We start from the raw sequence: 12,724 nt of genomic DNA, 5'->3' as shown, positions 1-12,724 counted from the left end.
GGCTTTGCGGAGCCCGATAGATGCTCTTCTTTATTTAATATCAAAAAAAGCCCTGCTGGAACGGGGACCTGCCCATTTAGGATTAAGATGTAGTTGGTGTAGTCGAAAGAGTATCTAAATCGGCAGAGCCGAAGAAAAATAAAACAATCAGAATGGTGAGAATGATAAACTCTGCAAAATGCTCCCCGTCAAACTCGCCTGCCGTAAGCTCACTCACCGCAATAACCCCTTTCGTCATCGGTATATTACTTATCCATTTTCTTTTGAAAGGCTTGTATGACTTGATCCAGCGTCATATTTCCGTTATCATTTAAAAATTTCACCATGTTGTCGACATTGGTGGAGTTCGATGCCAGTGTTTTGAATTTTCCCGTTAATCCTACAAGCAGAGTTGCTTGTCTGTATAAAGTAACGGAATCGACGCGCAGCTTGCCTGTTAACAACAGGGCCGCTACCACGACCTCTACATTTTTTCCATGCAGAGCAGAGAAGATAGCCGCGTTGCTGTCCAGTTTGCTTTTCTTTTGTCCGTTGGAGGAGCTAGGGGATGATTTGGAGCTGCGATTCCCATTTCCATTCTTTCCTAAGGAAGCCATTGAATCTTCCTCCCACCATAAACTGTTCTTGTCTGGTATGAAGAAAGTTTGGGACAAGGACAGTGGCACTGCACGTGCTCACCAAATGCGTTATGATCTTATAGTATGCGATAAAAAAGCATTGGTTACTGCAAGAATAACCCTGACCGAGTATTCCGGACTCCTATCGTTATGTAAATTATTTTCGCATGTTCGTTCAATATAGAGTAAACTACAATAAAGCAAACGAAATAGGAGTTGTGAATAAAAAATGTCAAATGAAGAAGTGTTGTTAACCAAAGAGGGCTTAGACAAGCTGGAGGAAGAGCTCAAGGAACTGAAGACCGTAAAACGCAAGGAGCTGGCTGAACGTCTCAAGCTGGCGATCAGCTACGGAGACCTGAAGGAAAATAGTGAATATCACTCAGCCAAGGATGATCAAGCGTTTATGGAAACTCGTATTTTGACATTGGAGAAAATGTTGACCAAAGCTCGGATTGTGGATGAAAGCAATCTGGACCTCCGAACTGTCAGTATCGGCTCAACTGTCGTTCTCAATGATATTGAATTTTCGGAGAAGATGGAGTACAAAATTGTAAGTCCTGCTGAGGCAGACGTTCTGGATAATAAAATTTCCTATGAGAGTCCTTTAGGCAAGGCGCTTTTGGGTAAAGAAGTGGGCAGTATCATTCATGTAGACGCACCTATGTCTGTCATTAAATATGAGCTGCTCGAAATTAAGCTCACGTAGTTCATTCCCGTTTCCCTTTATAAGGGGGCCGGGATTTTTTATTTTCTCGTTGCTCACGTACCAGCCTTACGGAGCGCCGCTGCGCTCCATATGCTGGACAAAGTGCTCGTAGTAGTGCATAGCCATATAAGCTAGTCCGTCATCAGGAAGCCGGCTTGCTCCAATGCAGCACAGGCATCATTAATTTTAGCTTCATCCGAGGCGTGCAAGGTATGAAGATGGATGCCTCCGGTCAGCTGGGACAAATAGGTGGCTTGAGTGGAGTTGATTTTGCGGATAAAATCCTCCACTTCCTTGCGATTTCCGACTCGTATCGGAGCAGTCAGATCGCCATATACCGGATGCTCCACAATAACATCCTGCACGCTTACACCATAGTCCACAATTAGCTTTAATTCCTCTTCTGTCTGTTCAGGTCGGTGATTACACACGATAATACGTGAGGCTATGGGGGCAGCCTGCCCGGCAGGCTCCATGTAAATGTATCCTTGGCTCGTAGCCAGAATAGGCTCTTGGCTTGCTTTTAACAGGGAAATATCCTGTACAATTACTTGTCTGGAGACGGAGGCTCTGCGTGCCAGCTCGCTCCCGGTCAGTGGAGATTCATTTTTGAGCCACAGCAGCAGCTGCTTGCGGCGATCCGTTCCTGACCATTTTGAAGATTCAGTCAATGGGATAAGCTCCTTTCTTGTCGATGCGTCAAGTCTGCCAAAATACCTATCAGTACATTCAGATCCTCAATTGTAGTCGTCCTTCCGAAAGAAATACGGATAAATTGTAAAGCTTCGCGGTCAGAGGCTCCAAGTGCTTGCAAGGCAGGCGAAGGTTCGTGATGCCCGGCGGCACATGCGCTGCCGGTAGATATGCAGACACCGCTGCGGTTACATTCCAGCATAACATATTGTCCCTCGTAACCGTGAAAAAAACATCCCACGATATGACTGAGCACTGCTTCTGTGTTGCTTTCCTGTACGACCAAATGCAACGGAATGGATTTATTTTGAACTTGGGTCATAAAATACTGCCTTAACATAGCATACCGCTGCTGATGCAGCTCCATTTGTTCAGTCATCAATTCTGCTGCTGCGACAAATGCAGCAATACCGGGAACATTAACCGTTCCGGGACGAAATCCGTTTTCATGCAGTGTATCAGGGTACACCGGACGCCACGGGGTCCCCGGCTTGAGATATGCAGCACCGACACCTTTCGGACCATACACCTTATGGCTTGATACGGAGAGGGCATCTACTCCCATGGCTGCTACATCAATAGGAATATTCCCAAAGGTCTGTACCGCATCACTGTGTAGCAAAATACCACGATCTCGCAGTAGGGAAGACAAGGCAGCGAGATCCTGAATCAGTCCAGTTTCCGAATTGGCGTGTTGTACAGATACGAGTCCGGTATTTTCTCTGAGATGAGGCAAGAGAGCTTCACCGGTTATTCGTCCATCCTTGTCAGGTTGTACAATTGTCAGCTCATAGCCCTGCCGCTTCAGCAAAGTGGCAAGATTGTACATAGACTGATGCTCCAGTGCGCTCATAATCCAATGCTTTTTGTGCTGCGGCAATCCGTTCAGGATCGACTGGACAAGCAACATATTGGATTCCGTTCCTCCTGTTGTAAAATAAACGCCTTCCTTTTGCCCGCCAATCATATCCGCTATCCGTTGTCTGCTGTAATCCAGCGCATAAGCTGCCTGGCCGCCCGCGTCATGAAGACTGCTGGCATTTCCGAACATTTCCTTATTTAATGCGTTATACATATTCAAAGCTTCGTCACACATTGGTGTGGAAGCGGCATAGTCCAGATAAATCACAGCGAATCCTCCCTGCTTAAAAATAATTCCATCACAAAAATCCTTGAGATTATTGTAGGCATGTGTAAATATAAGTGTCAAGACACTTGTAAATATGCATGTAACACAATCGGCTGTCTGTTCATAAAAGCAGAGACAGACGGCCGCAGAGATAATGGAGGGATTGGAATGTCTATACTTGATGTTTTACAAGGAAATCGAGGGCTGATGCCGGAGAGCTATAAGACACTGACCGTTGCAGACATGGAGCGTCGCGTCGCCGAGCTGAAACAAAAATGGGGGCCAAAGCTGCTCATTCCGGGCCATCACTATCAGAAGGATGAAGTGATTCAGTTTGCTGATATAACAGGGGATTCTCTACAGCTTGCGCAAATGGCGGCACAAAATCAGGAAGCGGAATTTATTGTGTTTTGCGGAGTTCATTTTATGGCGGAAACGGCGGATATGCTGACTGCCGATCGGCAAACGGTCGTATTGCCGGATATGCGTGCAGGCTGCTCGATGGCAGATATGGCGAATATGGAGCAAACCGAACGGGCTTGGAAGCATTTGCAGGAGCTTGTTGGAGACACGATTATTCCGTTAACCTATGTGAATTCCACAGCGGAGATCAAAGCCTTTGTAGGACGGCATGGCGGGGCTACCGTAACCTCTTCGAATGCCAAGCAGGTGCTGGAATGGGCGCTGAAGCAAAAGGAACGTATTTTGTTTTTACCGGATCAGCATTTGGGTCGCAATACAGCCTACGATCTTGGAATTCCGCTGGATGAAATGGCCGTGTGGAATCCGATGACCGATCAGTTGGAGACTGAACGGGACCCGGCGACGATGAAAATTATTTTATGGAAAGGGCATTGCTCTGTTCATGAAAAATTTACGGTAGATCATATTCGCAGCGTCCGTGAGCGTGACAAGAACATCCGGGTCATCGTTCACCCCGAATGCTCTTATGAGGTCGTACAGCTCGCAGATTGCGCCGGCTCCACCAAATTCATCATCGATACCATCCGTGCGGCAGAGCCGGGGACCCGATGGGCCGTTGGTACAGAGATGAATCTCGTGCAACGGATCAAGCAGCAGTACCCTGAACAGCAGATAGAATCGCTCAATCCCGATATGTGCCCTTGCCTGACCATGAATCGGATCGATCTCCCACATCTGCTATGGGCGTTGGAGCAAATTGATCAGGGAGAGCCTGTTGGTGTGATTCGTGTGGATGAGCAGGTCAGACAGGAGGCTGTACTGGCGCTGAATCGCATGCTGGCTATTCGTTAAGCTTGTGCCGCGCCAGCGAGATTGCTTCTTGAAATCTTTGGACTTATTTTAGAGATGCAGGGAGCTTGACGGCAAGCAGACGGTTGCCGCTTTGAATAAATATCATCCCGCCGGATTTGAGCGTAGGACCGAAGGAGCGTGAGCCTGTGTTGACAGTAAACACGGGATTCAAGGCCATCAGGTCATAGCCGTGAAATATGCCATCTGATTGTCCGACGTATACACCTTTGCCAAATACGTCAGCTTGAATGATCGGATTATCACCGCCGAAATGAATGAACTGACCTGAGGCCAGCTTCATGGCGTCAGTCCGCCTTTACTAAAATCCTGGTAGAAGATGCGGCCTTCATGAATGGAATATAAAGGGACAAGCTGTTCATAGCCATTTTGCGACCACTTGCGAGCAGGTTTGCTGTCTGGTTTGTAGTTCCAGAAGTCATAGGAAGCTAGTGCCTCTCCCTGAAAGACATAAAGATCTTTGCCGTACAAAAAAGCGGAACCATATACCCCTCCAGTTGAGCTCAGACACTAAAATGAGTTGCTTGTGGACCTACGTGTATCTCTATTTAAAGATTAGTCGTTGGCCTGGTTTCGTGCTATAATCGTAGCAACCAACCGAAGGAGGTGAATCCCTTGTTTGAGCTTCAGGACCTGCTCCCCTATTTATTTACAATCGGCTTGCTGTGTACGGTAACCTATACGTACCTCACTCATTTGCACGGCAATGTACCCGAATGCTGGGTAGAAGGCGGGGCTGTGCGGTCGCATGCTTCTTCGCTGATGCCGATATCTGCCCGTGGACAGGACATGCCTGTCCGACTGGCACGCCATATCCGGCGCAAGGAAGCGCCGGATGAAGACACATCAGATTGTTTCCTCTCGTTGAACGATGGTACAACCAATCAACGAGGAGGAACATATGAAACGTTTCAAGGGATTCACCTTTTGGGGTAAAAGAGAACGGATATTAGGAATCATGGTAGCGTTGGCGGTGGTCATGCTGCTGTCTGGCTGCGGTGCGAGTACTGGAGAGATAAATGCACAGACACCCGGATTTTTTAATCATTATGTGGTGTTCCCGCTTTCTTGGCTCATCCAGCAATTGGCGCAATGGTTTGGTGGAAGCTTTGGCCTGGCGATCATGATACTGACGTTCATTGTCCGTCTGGCGTTACTGCCGCTAATGATGCGTCAAACACGTGCCCAGCAGGGAATGAAGCGCAAGATGAGCGCCATGCAGCCCGACCTGGACCGAATTAAGAAGAAGTACGAAAATAAGAAGGATGCTGCCAGCCAGCAGAGTATGCAGCAGGAAATGATGTCGCTTTACAAAGAGCATCAATTCAATCCGCTCAATATCGGCTGTTTGCCTATTCTCATTCAGCTCCCGATATTGAGCGGCATGTACACTGCTATCCGGTTAACCCCGGAGCTGGCGTCTCATTCCTTCCTATGGTTTCGGCTCGGACAGCCGGACTGGATTTTGGCAATTATCGTTGCAGTCGTTTACTTGGCACAGGCCAAGCTTTCTCAGTCTCAAATGACGGCTGACCAGCGCAAGCAATTTGCCATTATGGGATATCTCTCACCGATCATGATGGCGGTTTTTTCCTTCAATGCTCCTGCGGCCATGCCATTATACTGGACAGTAAGCGGCACCTTTTTGCTGCTTCAGTCGCTATGGTTCCGTAAACGTTATCCAACCGAGGAAGCAGAGGCTAAGCTTGGAGAAGTCACACCAACCTAAAAGAAGAAGACGTTTGTTTAAATATCGAATTGTATTGCAGCATGACATATGCAATAACAGGATGCCGTTCGAGCCATTATCAGGCTTGAACGGCATTTTTTTGTGCTGATTGTGTACAATTCGCTTGCGTTATTTCAGTCATTATGAAATCCTATTTTAATAAGTTCATTCTTAGAATTGGGAGGCGCGATATGAAAAATCCAGCCACGTCCATTGAATGGTATGAAAATCAAATCAGGGAGGACGGCTGCTATTGCATGAGAAGTATGCAAAAGGCAGCGGGCTATGTACACAAGCTGAATTGGACAGAAAATGAATTTTCCCAAGGTTTGACTTACATACAGATAAGAAAAGACAACAAACCAGCCGGATTTATAGAGTACGCACGGGGTGAACAGGCCTGGAGAGCCGTTCATGCGGATGGATATCTTGTAATTCATTGCTTATGGATGGGGATAACCGGCTTGGGGCTGGGCTCTCAACTTATTCAGCGTTGTATTGAGGACGCTGTCAGATTGGGTAAAAAGGGAGTTGCTGTGGTCACCAACACGGATACATCGTGGGCGCCAGGCCCCGACATTTTTCTAAAGAACGGGTTTCAGCATGTGGAGAATGCCCCTTATTCTTTTCAGCTGTATGTTTATAAGCTTAATAGAGATCATTCTGATCCTTATTTTCCAAATAACTGGGCGCAGCGACTACAGCGCTTTAGTGAAGGCTTGACCATCTTGCGAACTCATCAATGCCCCTATTTGGAGATTGCTACGCAAAATGTGATTGAAGCGGCAGAGAATGTGGGCATACAACCCGAAATCATGTATATACACAATCGTTCACAGCTGATGGAATTGTCCCCGACCCCTTATGGTGTATTCCATGTAATCTTTAAAGGTGAATTGATTTCATATCACAGACTGACTCCGCGTTCTTTTGCAAAAAAGCTGAGCTTGCTTTACGATAAAAGTTGATTCTTTGGGTGAAATTATGAAAGAAATGTGAGTAAAGTAAAAACACGAAAACGAACATCACGGAGGACCAACAAGACATGAAACAAACATCAACCAAGCTGCCTATCTCCTTGGCCCTACTCACAGGTATAGTATGTGCGCTCGGTTTTACTTTAATCGCATTATGGGTCAGCGACCATCAGATACGGCATTTTGACTACAAGATCATTACGGATATTCAACAGCTGGAGTCACCAGCAATGACTCATATCATGAAATTTTTCACCCTAATCGGCAGCGGGATTCCGGTTGTGATTATTATTTTAATCGTCATGCTGGTGCTGTACAGAGTATTGGGACACCGTAGAGAGCTGCTGTTTCTAGCAATTGCTGTGCTGGGTTCGGTGTTGCTGAATACGGTATTAAAGTTGCTCTTTCACCGTGCGCGTCCCGAAATTAACCGTATTATTGAAGCGAATGGATACAGCTTTCCAAGCGGACATTCCATGACTGCTTTCAGTATGTATGCGGCGCTGACCTTTTTAGTGTGGAAGCATGTTCCTTTCAGACTAGGCCGTATCCTGCTGATCGTGCTCAGCAGCCTGCTGATTATAGCGATCGGGACAAGCCGCATTTATTTGGGCGTGCATTATCCAAGCGATGTTCTAGGCGGCTATTTTATGAGCGGCTGCTGGATGGCGGCCTGTATTTGGTTTTATCGGCGATATGAAGAGCGAAAGCCGTCACTTCGCTCTAAATCGACAGCCTGAGCAGACGCGTTTAGCGTCTGCTTTTCATTTGGGCAGAGGAAGTGGGGGCGGTAATATGAGTTCTGGCCTGTACAGCAGGCTTGAGCCCCAGTTTTTGCTCCCAACGTTCATAAAAAATAATAGCGGCCTGTATGAAAATACCAGGAAGCTTCCGACTCCGTATGAATGTATGAATGCCGACAGCGCAGCCTGCTCCAATGACCGCACCTGCCAAAATATCCGAAGGATAATGCACACCGGTCCAGACTCGGGATACGGCAATGAGAACAGCCAGGATAACCCAAAGCACGCGATATTTTTGACGATGAAGCCAAAAAACTGTAGCCAAAGCAATGGCTCCAAGCGCATGATTACTCGGAAATGAAGCGTTGGCATCATGGTGAATTAGCTGAATGACATCATGACCGACGAAAGGCCGATCTCTGTAAAACAAATGCCCCAGACCCCAACTGATAGCAAAGCCAACAACAGCCGTAACAACTGCTTCTATAACCAACATCCGATGTGGCATTTTAAAGGAGAACCAGTACACCAGCAAAGCCAATCCAAACAAATAGGGTGCATATTGAGCCAGGAAACGCATGATTCCATTTAAAAAAGAGAGGTGATTAGCCAGTTCATTGATCCAGTGAAATAAAGCATAGTCTACATTAATTAACATGAATAAATTACTCCTTAATATCAAAAAATGAATTACAAAATTAAATTATAGAGCATCCCAACGAATTAAAGCTTAAAATCAGATAAAAATGCATGTCTTTACCAGTAGTCATTTGTTTTTCTATAGAAAATAGGTGGTTTTGTGGTGAAAAAATCAGTACTGATCATTGATGACGAAGAGAAGATATCCAGGTTACTCCAATTGGAATTATCCCACGAAGGATATGCAGTTGAAATCGCTCAGACGGGCAAAGAAGGATTGGAAATAGCTTTGGCACACACATGGGATATCATCATTTTGGATGTGATGCTGCCGGAGCTCAACGGGGTTGAGGTGCTGAAGCAGATTCGAAAAGTGGACAATCATACACCCGTAATTATGGTCACTGCACGTAACACAACTACTGATAAAGTCTCCGGTCTGGATGGAGGTGCGAATGATTACATTACGAAGCCTTTTGAAATCGAGGAGCTATTAGCGCGCATGCGGGCCAGTATGAGGCATCAATTGGAGTCGAAAGCTACCTCTTCACAAGAAGAGGACAAACCGCCGTATCTTCAGGTCGATAGCTTGGTGCTGGAATCCAAGACACGTTCTGTGATGCGGGAAGGGAAGCGAATCGAACTGACGCCCAAAGAATTTGATCTGCTTCATTACCTCATGGAACACAAAAATCAGGTATTACAGCGGGATCAATTGATTCAGGACGTATGGGGGTTTGATTTTGTGGGGGATACGAATGTAGTCGATGTGTATATCCGATATGTTCGTAAAAAAGTGGATCATGGCTATAAAAAAAAGCTGATTAAAACCGTGCGTGGCGTAGGGTATTGCATCAGGGAGGAAGACCATTGAAGCTGCGGACCAAAATTACCCTGCTCAGCTCGATTCTAGTGATGACCATTCTCCTGTTTGTAGATGTGACCGTGCATCTGTTGTTTGTCAAAATCGCCACTCGCAATGAAAGAGAAGTGCTGCAAAATAAGTGGACTGAAATCATTTCCGAAACCGGTTCCAAGATGATTTTAAAAAATGCATGGGGACCCGAGTTGAAAGATGAGCTTTCAGGAGACACGATCCTGAGGGTTTTTGATCAGCAATCCCACCTTCTGTATGAAATAAGTCGTCAGTCCCGCTTTAAGCTGGGTGATATACGTTTTAACCCTTCTCAAAGTTCACAGCTGACAGATGTACAGGGCCATAAAATCCTGGTCATTCATCTTCCAGTGCTTTCTCCGGAGGGAAATCAGGAGGGGACGCTGGAGATTGTGGAAAAATGGGATGCACTCGAAAACAATCTCGATATTTTAGATACGATTCTAGTCACTCAAACTATAGGAGCTATGTTGCTTAGTCTGGTAGGCAGCACGATTTTAGCGAATGCCATATTGCTACCGATTTCGAGCAGTATCCAGACGATGCAGGAAATTGAGAGAAGTCTTAAATTCAAAAAAATCCCTGCTCGGAGTCATAATCAGGATGAATTGTCCCAAATGACCGCAACCTTTAATCGAATGATGGACAGATTGGAGGAGAGCTTTCAAAGCCAGCAACAATTCGTCTCAGATGCTTCGCATGAGCTGAATACGACATTAATGATCATTGAGGGCTATGCTAACATGTTGCGACGGTGGGGCACGCGAGACGAGGAAATTCATAAGGAATCCATTGAATCCATCTATGAAGAAACGCAGCGGATGCGAACGATGACGCAGCAATTACTGACTTTGGCTTCCTCACAGCAGAAAGACCCGGAGCCGTATGAGCGAATGGAACTGATCGGTTGTTCTCAACAGGTAGTAGCACATCTCAAACTTGTACATGATCGTCAAATGACTATTCTTACAGATGAAAAAGAAATCTGGCTTGATGCCAATCTTGCCAAAATCAAGCAGCTACTGCTTATCTTGCTCGATAATGCTTTAAAGTACAGCTCAGATCCGATAGAAATTCTGTTGTCCACAGATAAAAAGGATGTGCACATCCGGGTCAAGGACTACGGAATCGGAATACCAGAGGGCGAGGTCAAGCGAGTCTTTGAGCGATTTTATCGGGTAGATAGCTCCAGACATCGTAAAACCGGAGGAACCGGGCTTGGGCTGCCCATTGCCAAGGCTATTACAGACGCCCATCAAGGGACGATACGAATGGAAAGCGTGGAAGGGGAAGGAACACAGGTGACCGTCACGTTGCCCCGAAGACAACAGGAAGGGCTGTCCCTCCGGTAGACATATCTACTCGCGGAACAGCCCTTTGTGTTGATACTTATAAGTGGCCATAGAGGAATGGAATCTTATCTATGCCTGTCCTACAGGACACGACGTGCTGTAGTGTAGTGAGAATTCCACCATCCGGAATTAAGGTTCGTGATCGTTACGCCGCCTTTACCAAATGTGTGTAAAATCTTGCCGTCTCCCATATAAATGGCTACATGGTGAACAGGTGAATAGAAAAAGACCAGATCGCCTTTTTGCAGCTGACTACGTGGTACAAACGTGCCGACAGTCGATTGCTGTCTCGATGAACGCGGAAGCTTGATTCCATTTTGTCCAAATACATATTGAGTAAATGAAGAGCAATCAAAAGAGCTAGTGTTGCCTGCCTGTGATCCAAACTGATAGGGTACACCCATAAATTGGGATCCTGTAGAAATGATCTGATCAGCTGTATCTACCGAAGCGGCATGAGTGGTGTCAGGTGCAACTACAAAGCTTCCTGCGCCGAATGCCAAAGTCATCGTAAAGCAAATGCCCATCCATAATTTTTTTGAAGTGTGTTTCATATAAGATACCTCCGTTATTTCGTATTTTGTATCTTGTCGTGATGTCCTGATATGACAATAACACAAATAAAATATCCGGAATTTACCACTAATAGTTACAATCCTGTTACCCCAACGCTTTTTCCTCATTTATTAGAAAACGATGAGAATTTCCACCTGAAATTTTGATTGACAGAATGTGCATTTCCCCCTTATCACTGGGTCCGTATGACAAAAAGCGACTTGCAGACGATTCGCACAAGCAATCATGCAAAATATACATACCTATATACTAGAGTTAATAACTTGTACGGGAACAAGCCTAGGTTCCCGTTTATATTGTAAAGATCACAGCGTATTTCCGGTCAGGAAGGGGAATTCCTATGGCTTCAAAGCAGATTAAAACGCCCGAAGGCCGACGTCTAGCCATTGTTCAGGTCATTTCCAACTCTCCCAATGCACAGCCGGTACCCTCCATCAAGGGTGGAACGGAAAAGGTCGTGTATGAATTGACGGAGGAACTGGTAAGACGAGGACATCATGTAACTTTGTTTGCCGCCCGTGGGAGCAGGAGCAGTGCGCGACTGATTACCTATCCCAAGGGATTGAAGCACGATCAGATCTACCAATATGTCCTTCAGCACATGCCTCCCGGGACACAAATCATCCATGATCATACCTTTCGCTCTGCTCTGGGGCGCAAAAAGCTGCCTTGTCCGTCGATATGCACAGTTCATCTTCCAGTGAAGAGACACGGTAAAAATCCGGTGTTTGTCAGTAAGCGGGCACGTCAGCTTATGGGCGGTGGGCAAGGATCTTATGTCTATAACGGTATCAACACACATGAATACGAGTTCAGCAGCGAGAAGCATGGCTATCTACTGTTCATGGGTAGAATTATACGAAATAAAGGTGTATTGCAAGCCATTCAGGTTGCAGAACGAACAGGAAAAAGACTGCTTATTGCCGGTCCTATCAAAGCCCCTGTCTTTTTTCGCCAAGAGATTCAAAAGCGAATTCAGCACAATCCCAAAATCAGCTATGTAGGGGCGGTCGGAGGGGAACAGAAGCAGAAATTGTTGAAGCATGCAGAATGCCTGCTGTTTCCGACACTGTGGGAAGAGCCTTTTGGACTTGTGATGGTAGAGGCGATGGCTTGTGGAACACCTGTACTAGCTTTAAAACACGGCTCCGTTCCCGAGGTGCTATCAGGCTTTCCACAGCTGATTTGCAAATCAGTTGGCCAAATGGAGCGAAAGGTGCAGCAAAAAAATTACCCCTCACCCGCTCAGCTGCGCCAGTATGTCACCCAAAGATTTACCAACAAAAAGATGACCGATAAATACTTGAAACTTTACCGTCAAATTATCCGCGGCCAAGGAGGGGAGAAAAGGACATCAAAAGCCTGAGCCTAA

General features: G+C 46.1%; 17 protein-coding genes. 9 read left to right on the top strand and 8 right to left on the bottom strand.

Annotation, left to right across the window (positions count from 1 at the left end):
• Nucleotides 1–82: 82 nt before the first annotated feature.
• Both BAZ21_RS29400 and BAZ21_RS13970 read right to left on the bottom strand, forming a co-directional pair.
• On the bottom strand, nt 83–238 hold the full coding sequence (locus BAZ21_RS29400) for a hypothetical protein (protein ID WP_218061428.1): 156 nt from the start codon (nt 236–238) through the stop codon (nt 83–85).
• Between the two features lie 7 nt (nt 239–245).
• Nucleotides 246–596 carry a hypothetical protein gene (locus BAZ21_RS13970; protein ID WP_068501577.1) on the bottom strand — a complete coding sequence of 117 codons (351 nt, stop codon included), beginning with the start codon at nt 594–596 and terminating at the stop codon, nt 246–248.
• A gap of 250 nt (nt 597–846) precedes the next feature.
• Between BAZ21_RS13970 and greA the strand changes: the two genes are divergently transcribed.
• Nucleotides 847–1,326: a transcription elongation factor GreA gene (gene greA / locus BAZ21_RS13965; RefSeq protein WP_068501575.1), complete on the top strand. Its 480-nt coding sequence runs from the start codon at nt 847–849 to the stop codon at nt 1,324–1,326.
• A 131-nt stretch (nt 1,327–1,457) separates the two neighbouring features.
• On the opposite strand, the gene BAZ21_RS13960 is transcribed toward greA, so the two are convergent.
• Nucleotides 1,458–1,997 carry a transcription repressor NadR gene (locus BAZ21_RS13960; RefSeq protein ID WP_068501574.1) on the bottom strand — a complete coding sequence of 180 codons (540 nt, stop codon included), beginning with the start codon at nt 1,995–1,997 and terminating at the stop codon, nt 1,458–1,460.
• Complete coding sequence (locus BAZ21_RS13955) at nt 1,994–3,148, bottom strand: IscS subfamily cysteine desulfurase (RefSeq protein WP_068501573.1); 1,155 nt, start codon at nt 3,146–3,148, stop codon at nt 1,994–1,996. The genes BAZ21_RS13960 and BAZ21_RS13955 overlap by 4 nt, the downstream gene beginning before the upstream one ends.
• 168 nt (nt 3,149–3,316) lie before the next feature.
• Between BAZ21_RS13955 and nadA the strand changes: the two genes are divergently transcribed.
• Entirely contained in the window at nt 3,317–4,423 is a 1,107-nt protein-coding gene (gene nadA / locus BAZ21_RS13950; protein WP_068501572.1) for a quinolinate synthase NadA, read from the top strand.
• Between the two features lie 43 nt (nt 4,424–4,466).
• On the opposite strand, the gene BAZ21_RS29660 is transcribed toward nadA, so the two are convergent.
• Both BAZ21_RS29660 and BAZ21_RS29655 read right to left on the bottom strand, forming a co-directional pair.
• A complete protein-coding gene (locus BAZ21_RS29660; protein ID WP_068501570.1) occupies nt 4,467–4,724 on the bottom strand; it encodes a hypothetical protein in 258 nt (85 codons plus the stop codon).
• Entirely contained in the window at nt 4,721–4,912 is a 192-nt protein-coding gene (locus tag BAZ21_RS29655) for a hypothetical protein (RefSeq protein ID WP_068501567.1), read from the bottom strand. Before BAZ21_RS29655 ends, BAZ21_RS29660 begins: the two co-directional genes overlap by 4 nt.
• Before the next feature lie 144 nt (nt 4,913–5,056).
• On the opposite strand from BAZ21_RS29655, the gene BAZ21_RS13935 reads away from it, so the two are divergent.
• From BAZ21_RS13935 to BAZ21_RS13920, 4 genes are all read left to right on the top strand, one after another.
• Nucleotides 5,057–5,377 (top strand): hypothetical protein, encoded by a 321-nt coding sequence (locus BAZ21_RS13935; RefSeq protein ID WP_068501565.1) that lies wholly within the window; start codon nt 5,057–5,059, stop codon nt 5,375–5,377.
• Nucleotides 5,343–6,170 carry a membrane protein insertase YidC gene (gene yidC / locus BAZ21_RS13930; protein ID WP_068501562.1) on the top strand — a complete coding sequence of 276 codons (828 nt, stop codon included), beginning with the start codon at nt 5,343–5,345 and terminating at the stop codon, nt 6,168–6,170. Before BAZ21_RS13935 ends, yidC begins: the two co-directional genes overlap by 35 nt.
• A 191-nt stretch (nt 6,171–6,361) precedes the next feature.
• Nucleotides 6,362–7,138 carry a GNAT family N-acetyltransferase gene (locus tag BAZ21_RS13925; protein ID WP_068501559.1) on the top strand — a complete coding sequence of 259 codons (777 nt, stop codon included), beginning with the start codon at nt 6,362–6,364 and terminating at the stop codon, nt 7,136–7,138.
• A 77-nt stretch (nt 7,139–7,215) separates the two neighbouring features.
• Complete coding sequence (locus tag BAZ21_RS13920) at nt 7,216–7,887, top strand: phosphatase PAP2 family protein (protein WP_068501556.1); 672 nt, start codon at nt 7,216–7,218, stop codon at nt 7,885–7,887.
• A gap of 10 nt (nt 7,888–7,897) precedes the next feature.
• Here BAZ21_RS13920 and BAZ21_RS13915 read toward each other — a convergent pair whose 3' ends face one another.
• Nucleotides 7,898–8,548, bottom strand: a complete 651-nt coding sequence (locus BAZ21_RS13915) for an undecaprenyl-diphosphatase (protein WP_068501553.1) — start codon at nt 8,546–8,548, stop codon at nt 7,898–7,900.
• 144 nt (nt 8,549–8,692) lie between these two features.
• Between BAZ21_RS13915 and BAZ21_RS13910 the strand changes: the two genes are divergently transcribed.
• Both BAZ21_RS13910 and BAZ21_RS13905 read left to right on the top strand, forming a co-directional pair.
• Entirely contained in the window at nt 8,693–9,403 is a 711-nt protein-coding gene (locus tag BAZ21_RS13910; RefSeq protein WP_084011643.1) for a response regulator transcription factor, read from the top strand.
• Nucleotides 9,400–10,776 (top strand): sensor histidine kinase, encoded by a 1,377-nt coding sequence (locus tag BAZ21_RS13905; protein ID WP_068501548.1) that lies wholly within the window; start codon nt 9,400–9,402, stop codon nt 10,774–10,776. Before BAZ21_RS13910 ends, BAZ21_RS13905 begins: the two co-directional genes overlap by 4 nt.
• Nucleotides 10,777–10,856: 80 nt before the next feature.
• Here BAZ21_RS13905 and BAZ21_RS13900 read toward each other — a convergent pair whose 3' ends face one another.
• The gene (locus BAZ21_RS13900) at nt 10,857–11,330 is read right to left on the bottom strand and encodes a C40 family peptidase (protein WP_068501545.1); all 474 of its coding nucleotides are present in this window, start codon (nt 11,328–11,330) and stop codon (nt 10,857–10,859) included.
• Nucleotides 11,331–11,692: 362 nt separating this feature from the next.
• On the opposite strand from BAZ21_RS13900, the gene BAZ21_RS13895 reads away from it, so the two are divergent.
• Nucleotides 11,693–12,718 carry a glycosyltransferase gene (locus BAZ21_RS13895; RefSeq protein WP_068501542.1) on the top strand — a complete coding sequence of 342 codons (1,026 nt, stop codon included), beginning with the start codon at nt 11,693–11,695 and terminating at the stop codon, nt 12,716–12,718.
• Nucleotides 12,719–12,724 lie beyond the last annotated feature (6 nt).

The organism is Paenibacillus kribbensis, assembly GCF_001705305.1.
Lineage (GTDB): Bacteria > Bacillota > Bacilli > Paenibacillales > Paenibacillaceae > Paenibacillus > Paenibacillus kribbensis_B.
This window is presented reverse-complemented; position numbering and strand designations above follow the sequence as displayed.

Bases quoted from the DNA above. Each gene is read 5' to 3' on its own strand.
- BAZ21_RS29400 (WP_218061428.1), bottom strand. From the start codon at position 238: ATGACGAAAGGGGTTATTGCGGTGAGTGAGCTTACGGCAGGCGAGTTT.
- BAZ21_RS13970 (WP_068501577.1), bottom strand. From the start codon at position 596: ATGGCTTCCTTAGGAAAGAATGGAAATGGGAATCGCAGCTCCAAATCA.
- greA (WP_068501575.1), top strand. From the start codon at position 847: ATGTCAAATGAAGAAGTGTTGTTAACCAAAGAGGGCTTAGACAAGCTG.
- nadA (WP_068501572.1), top strand. From the start codon at position 3,317: ATGTCTATACTTGATGTTTTACAAGGAAATCGAGGGCTGATGCCGGAG.
- BAZ21_RS29660 (WP_068501570.1), bottom strand. From the start codon at position 4,724: ATGAAGCTGGCCTCAGGTCAGTTCATTCATTTCGGCGGTGATAATCCG.
- yidC (WP_068501562.1), top strand. From the start codon at position 5,343: ATGAAACGTTTCAAGGGATTCACCTTTTGGGGTAAAAGAGAACGGATA.
- BAZ21_RS13925 (WP_068501559.1), top strand. From the start codon at position 6,362: ATGAAAAATCCAGCCACGTCCATTGAATGGTATGAAAATCAAATCAGG.
- BAZ21_RS13920 (WP_068501556.1), top strand. From the start codon at position 7,216: ATGAAACAAACATCAACCAAGCTGCCTATCTCCTTGGCCCTACTCACA.
- BAZ21_RS13915 (WP_068501553.1), bottom strand. From the start codon at position 8,548: ATGTTAATTAATGTAGACTATGCTTTATTTCACTGGATCAATGAACTG.
- BAZ21_RS13900 (WP_068501545.1), bottom strand. From the start codon at position 11,330: ATGAAACACACTTCAAAAAAATTATGGATGGGCATTTGCTTTACGATG.
- BAZ21_RS13895 (WP_068501542.1), top strand. From the start codon at position 11,693: ATGGCTTCAAAGCAGATTAAAACGCCCGAAGGCCGACGTCTAGCCATT.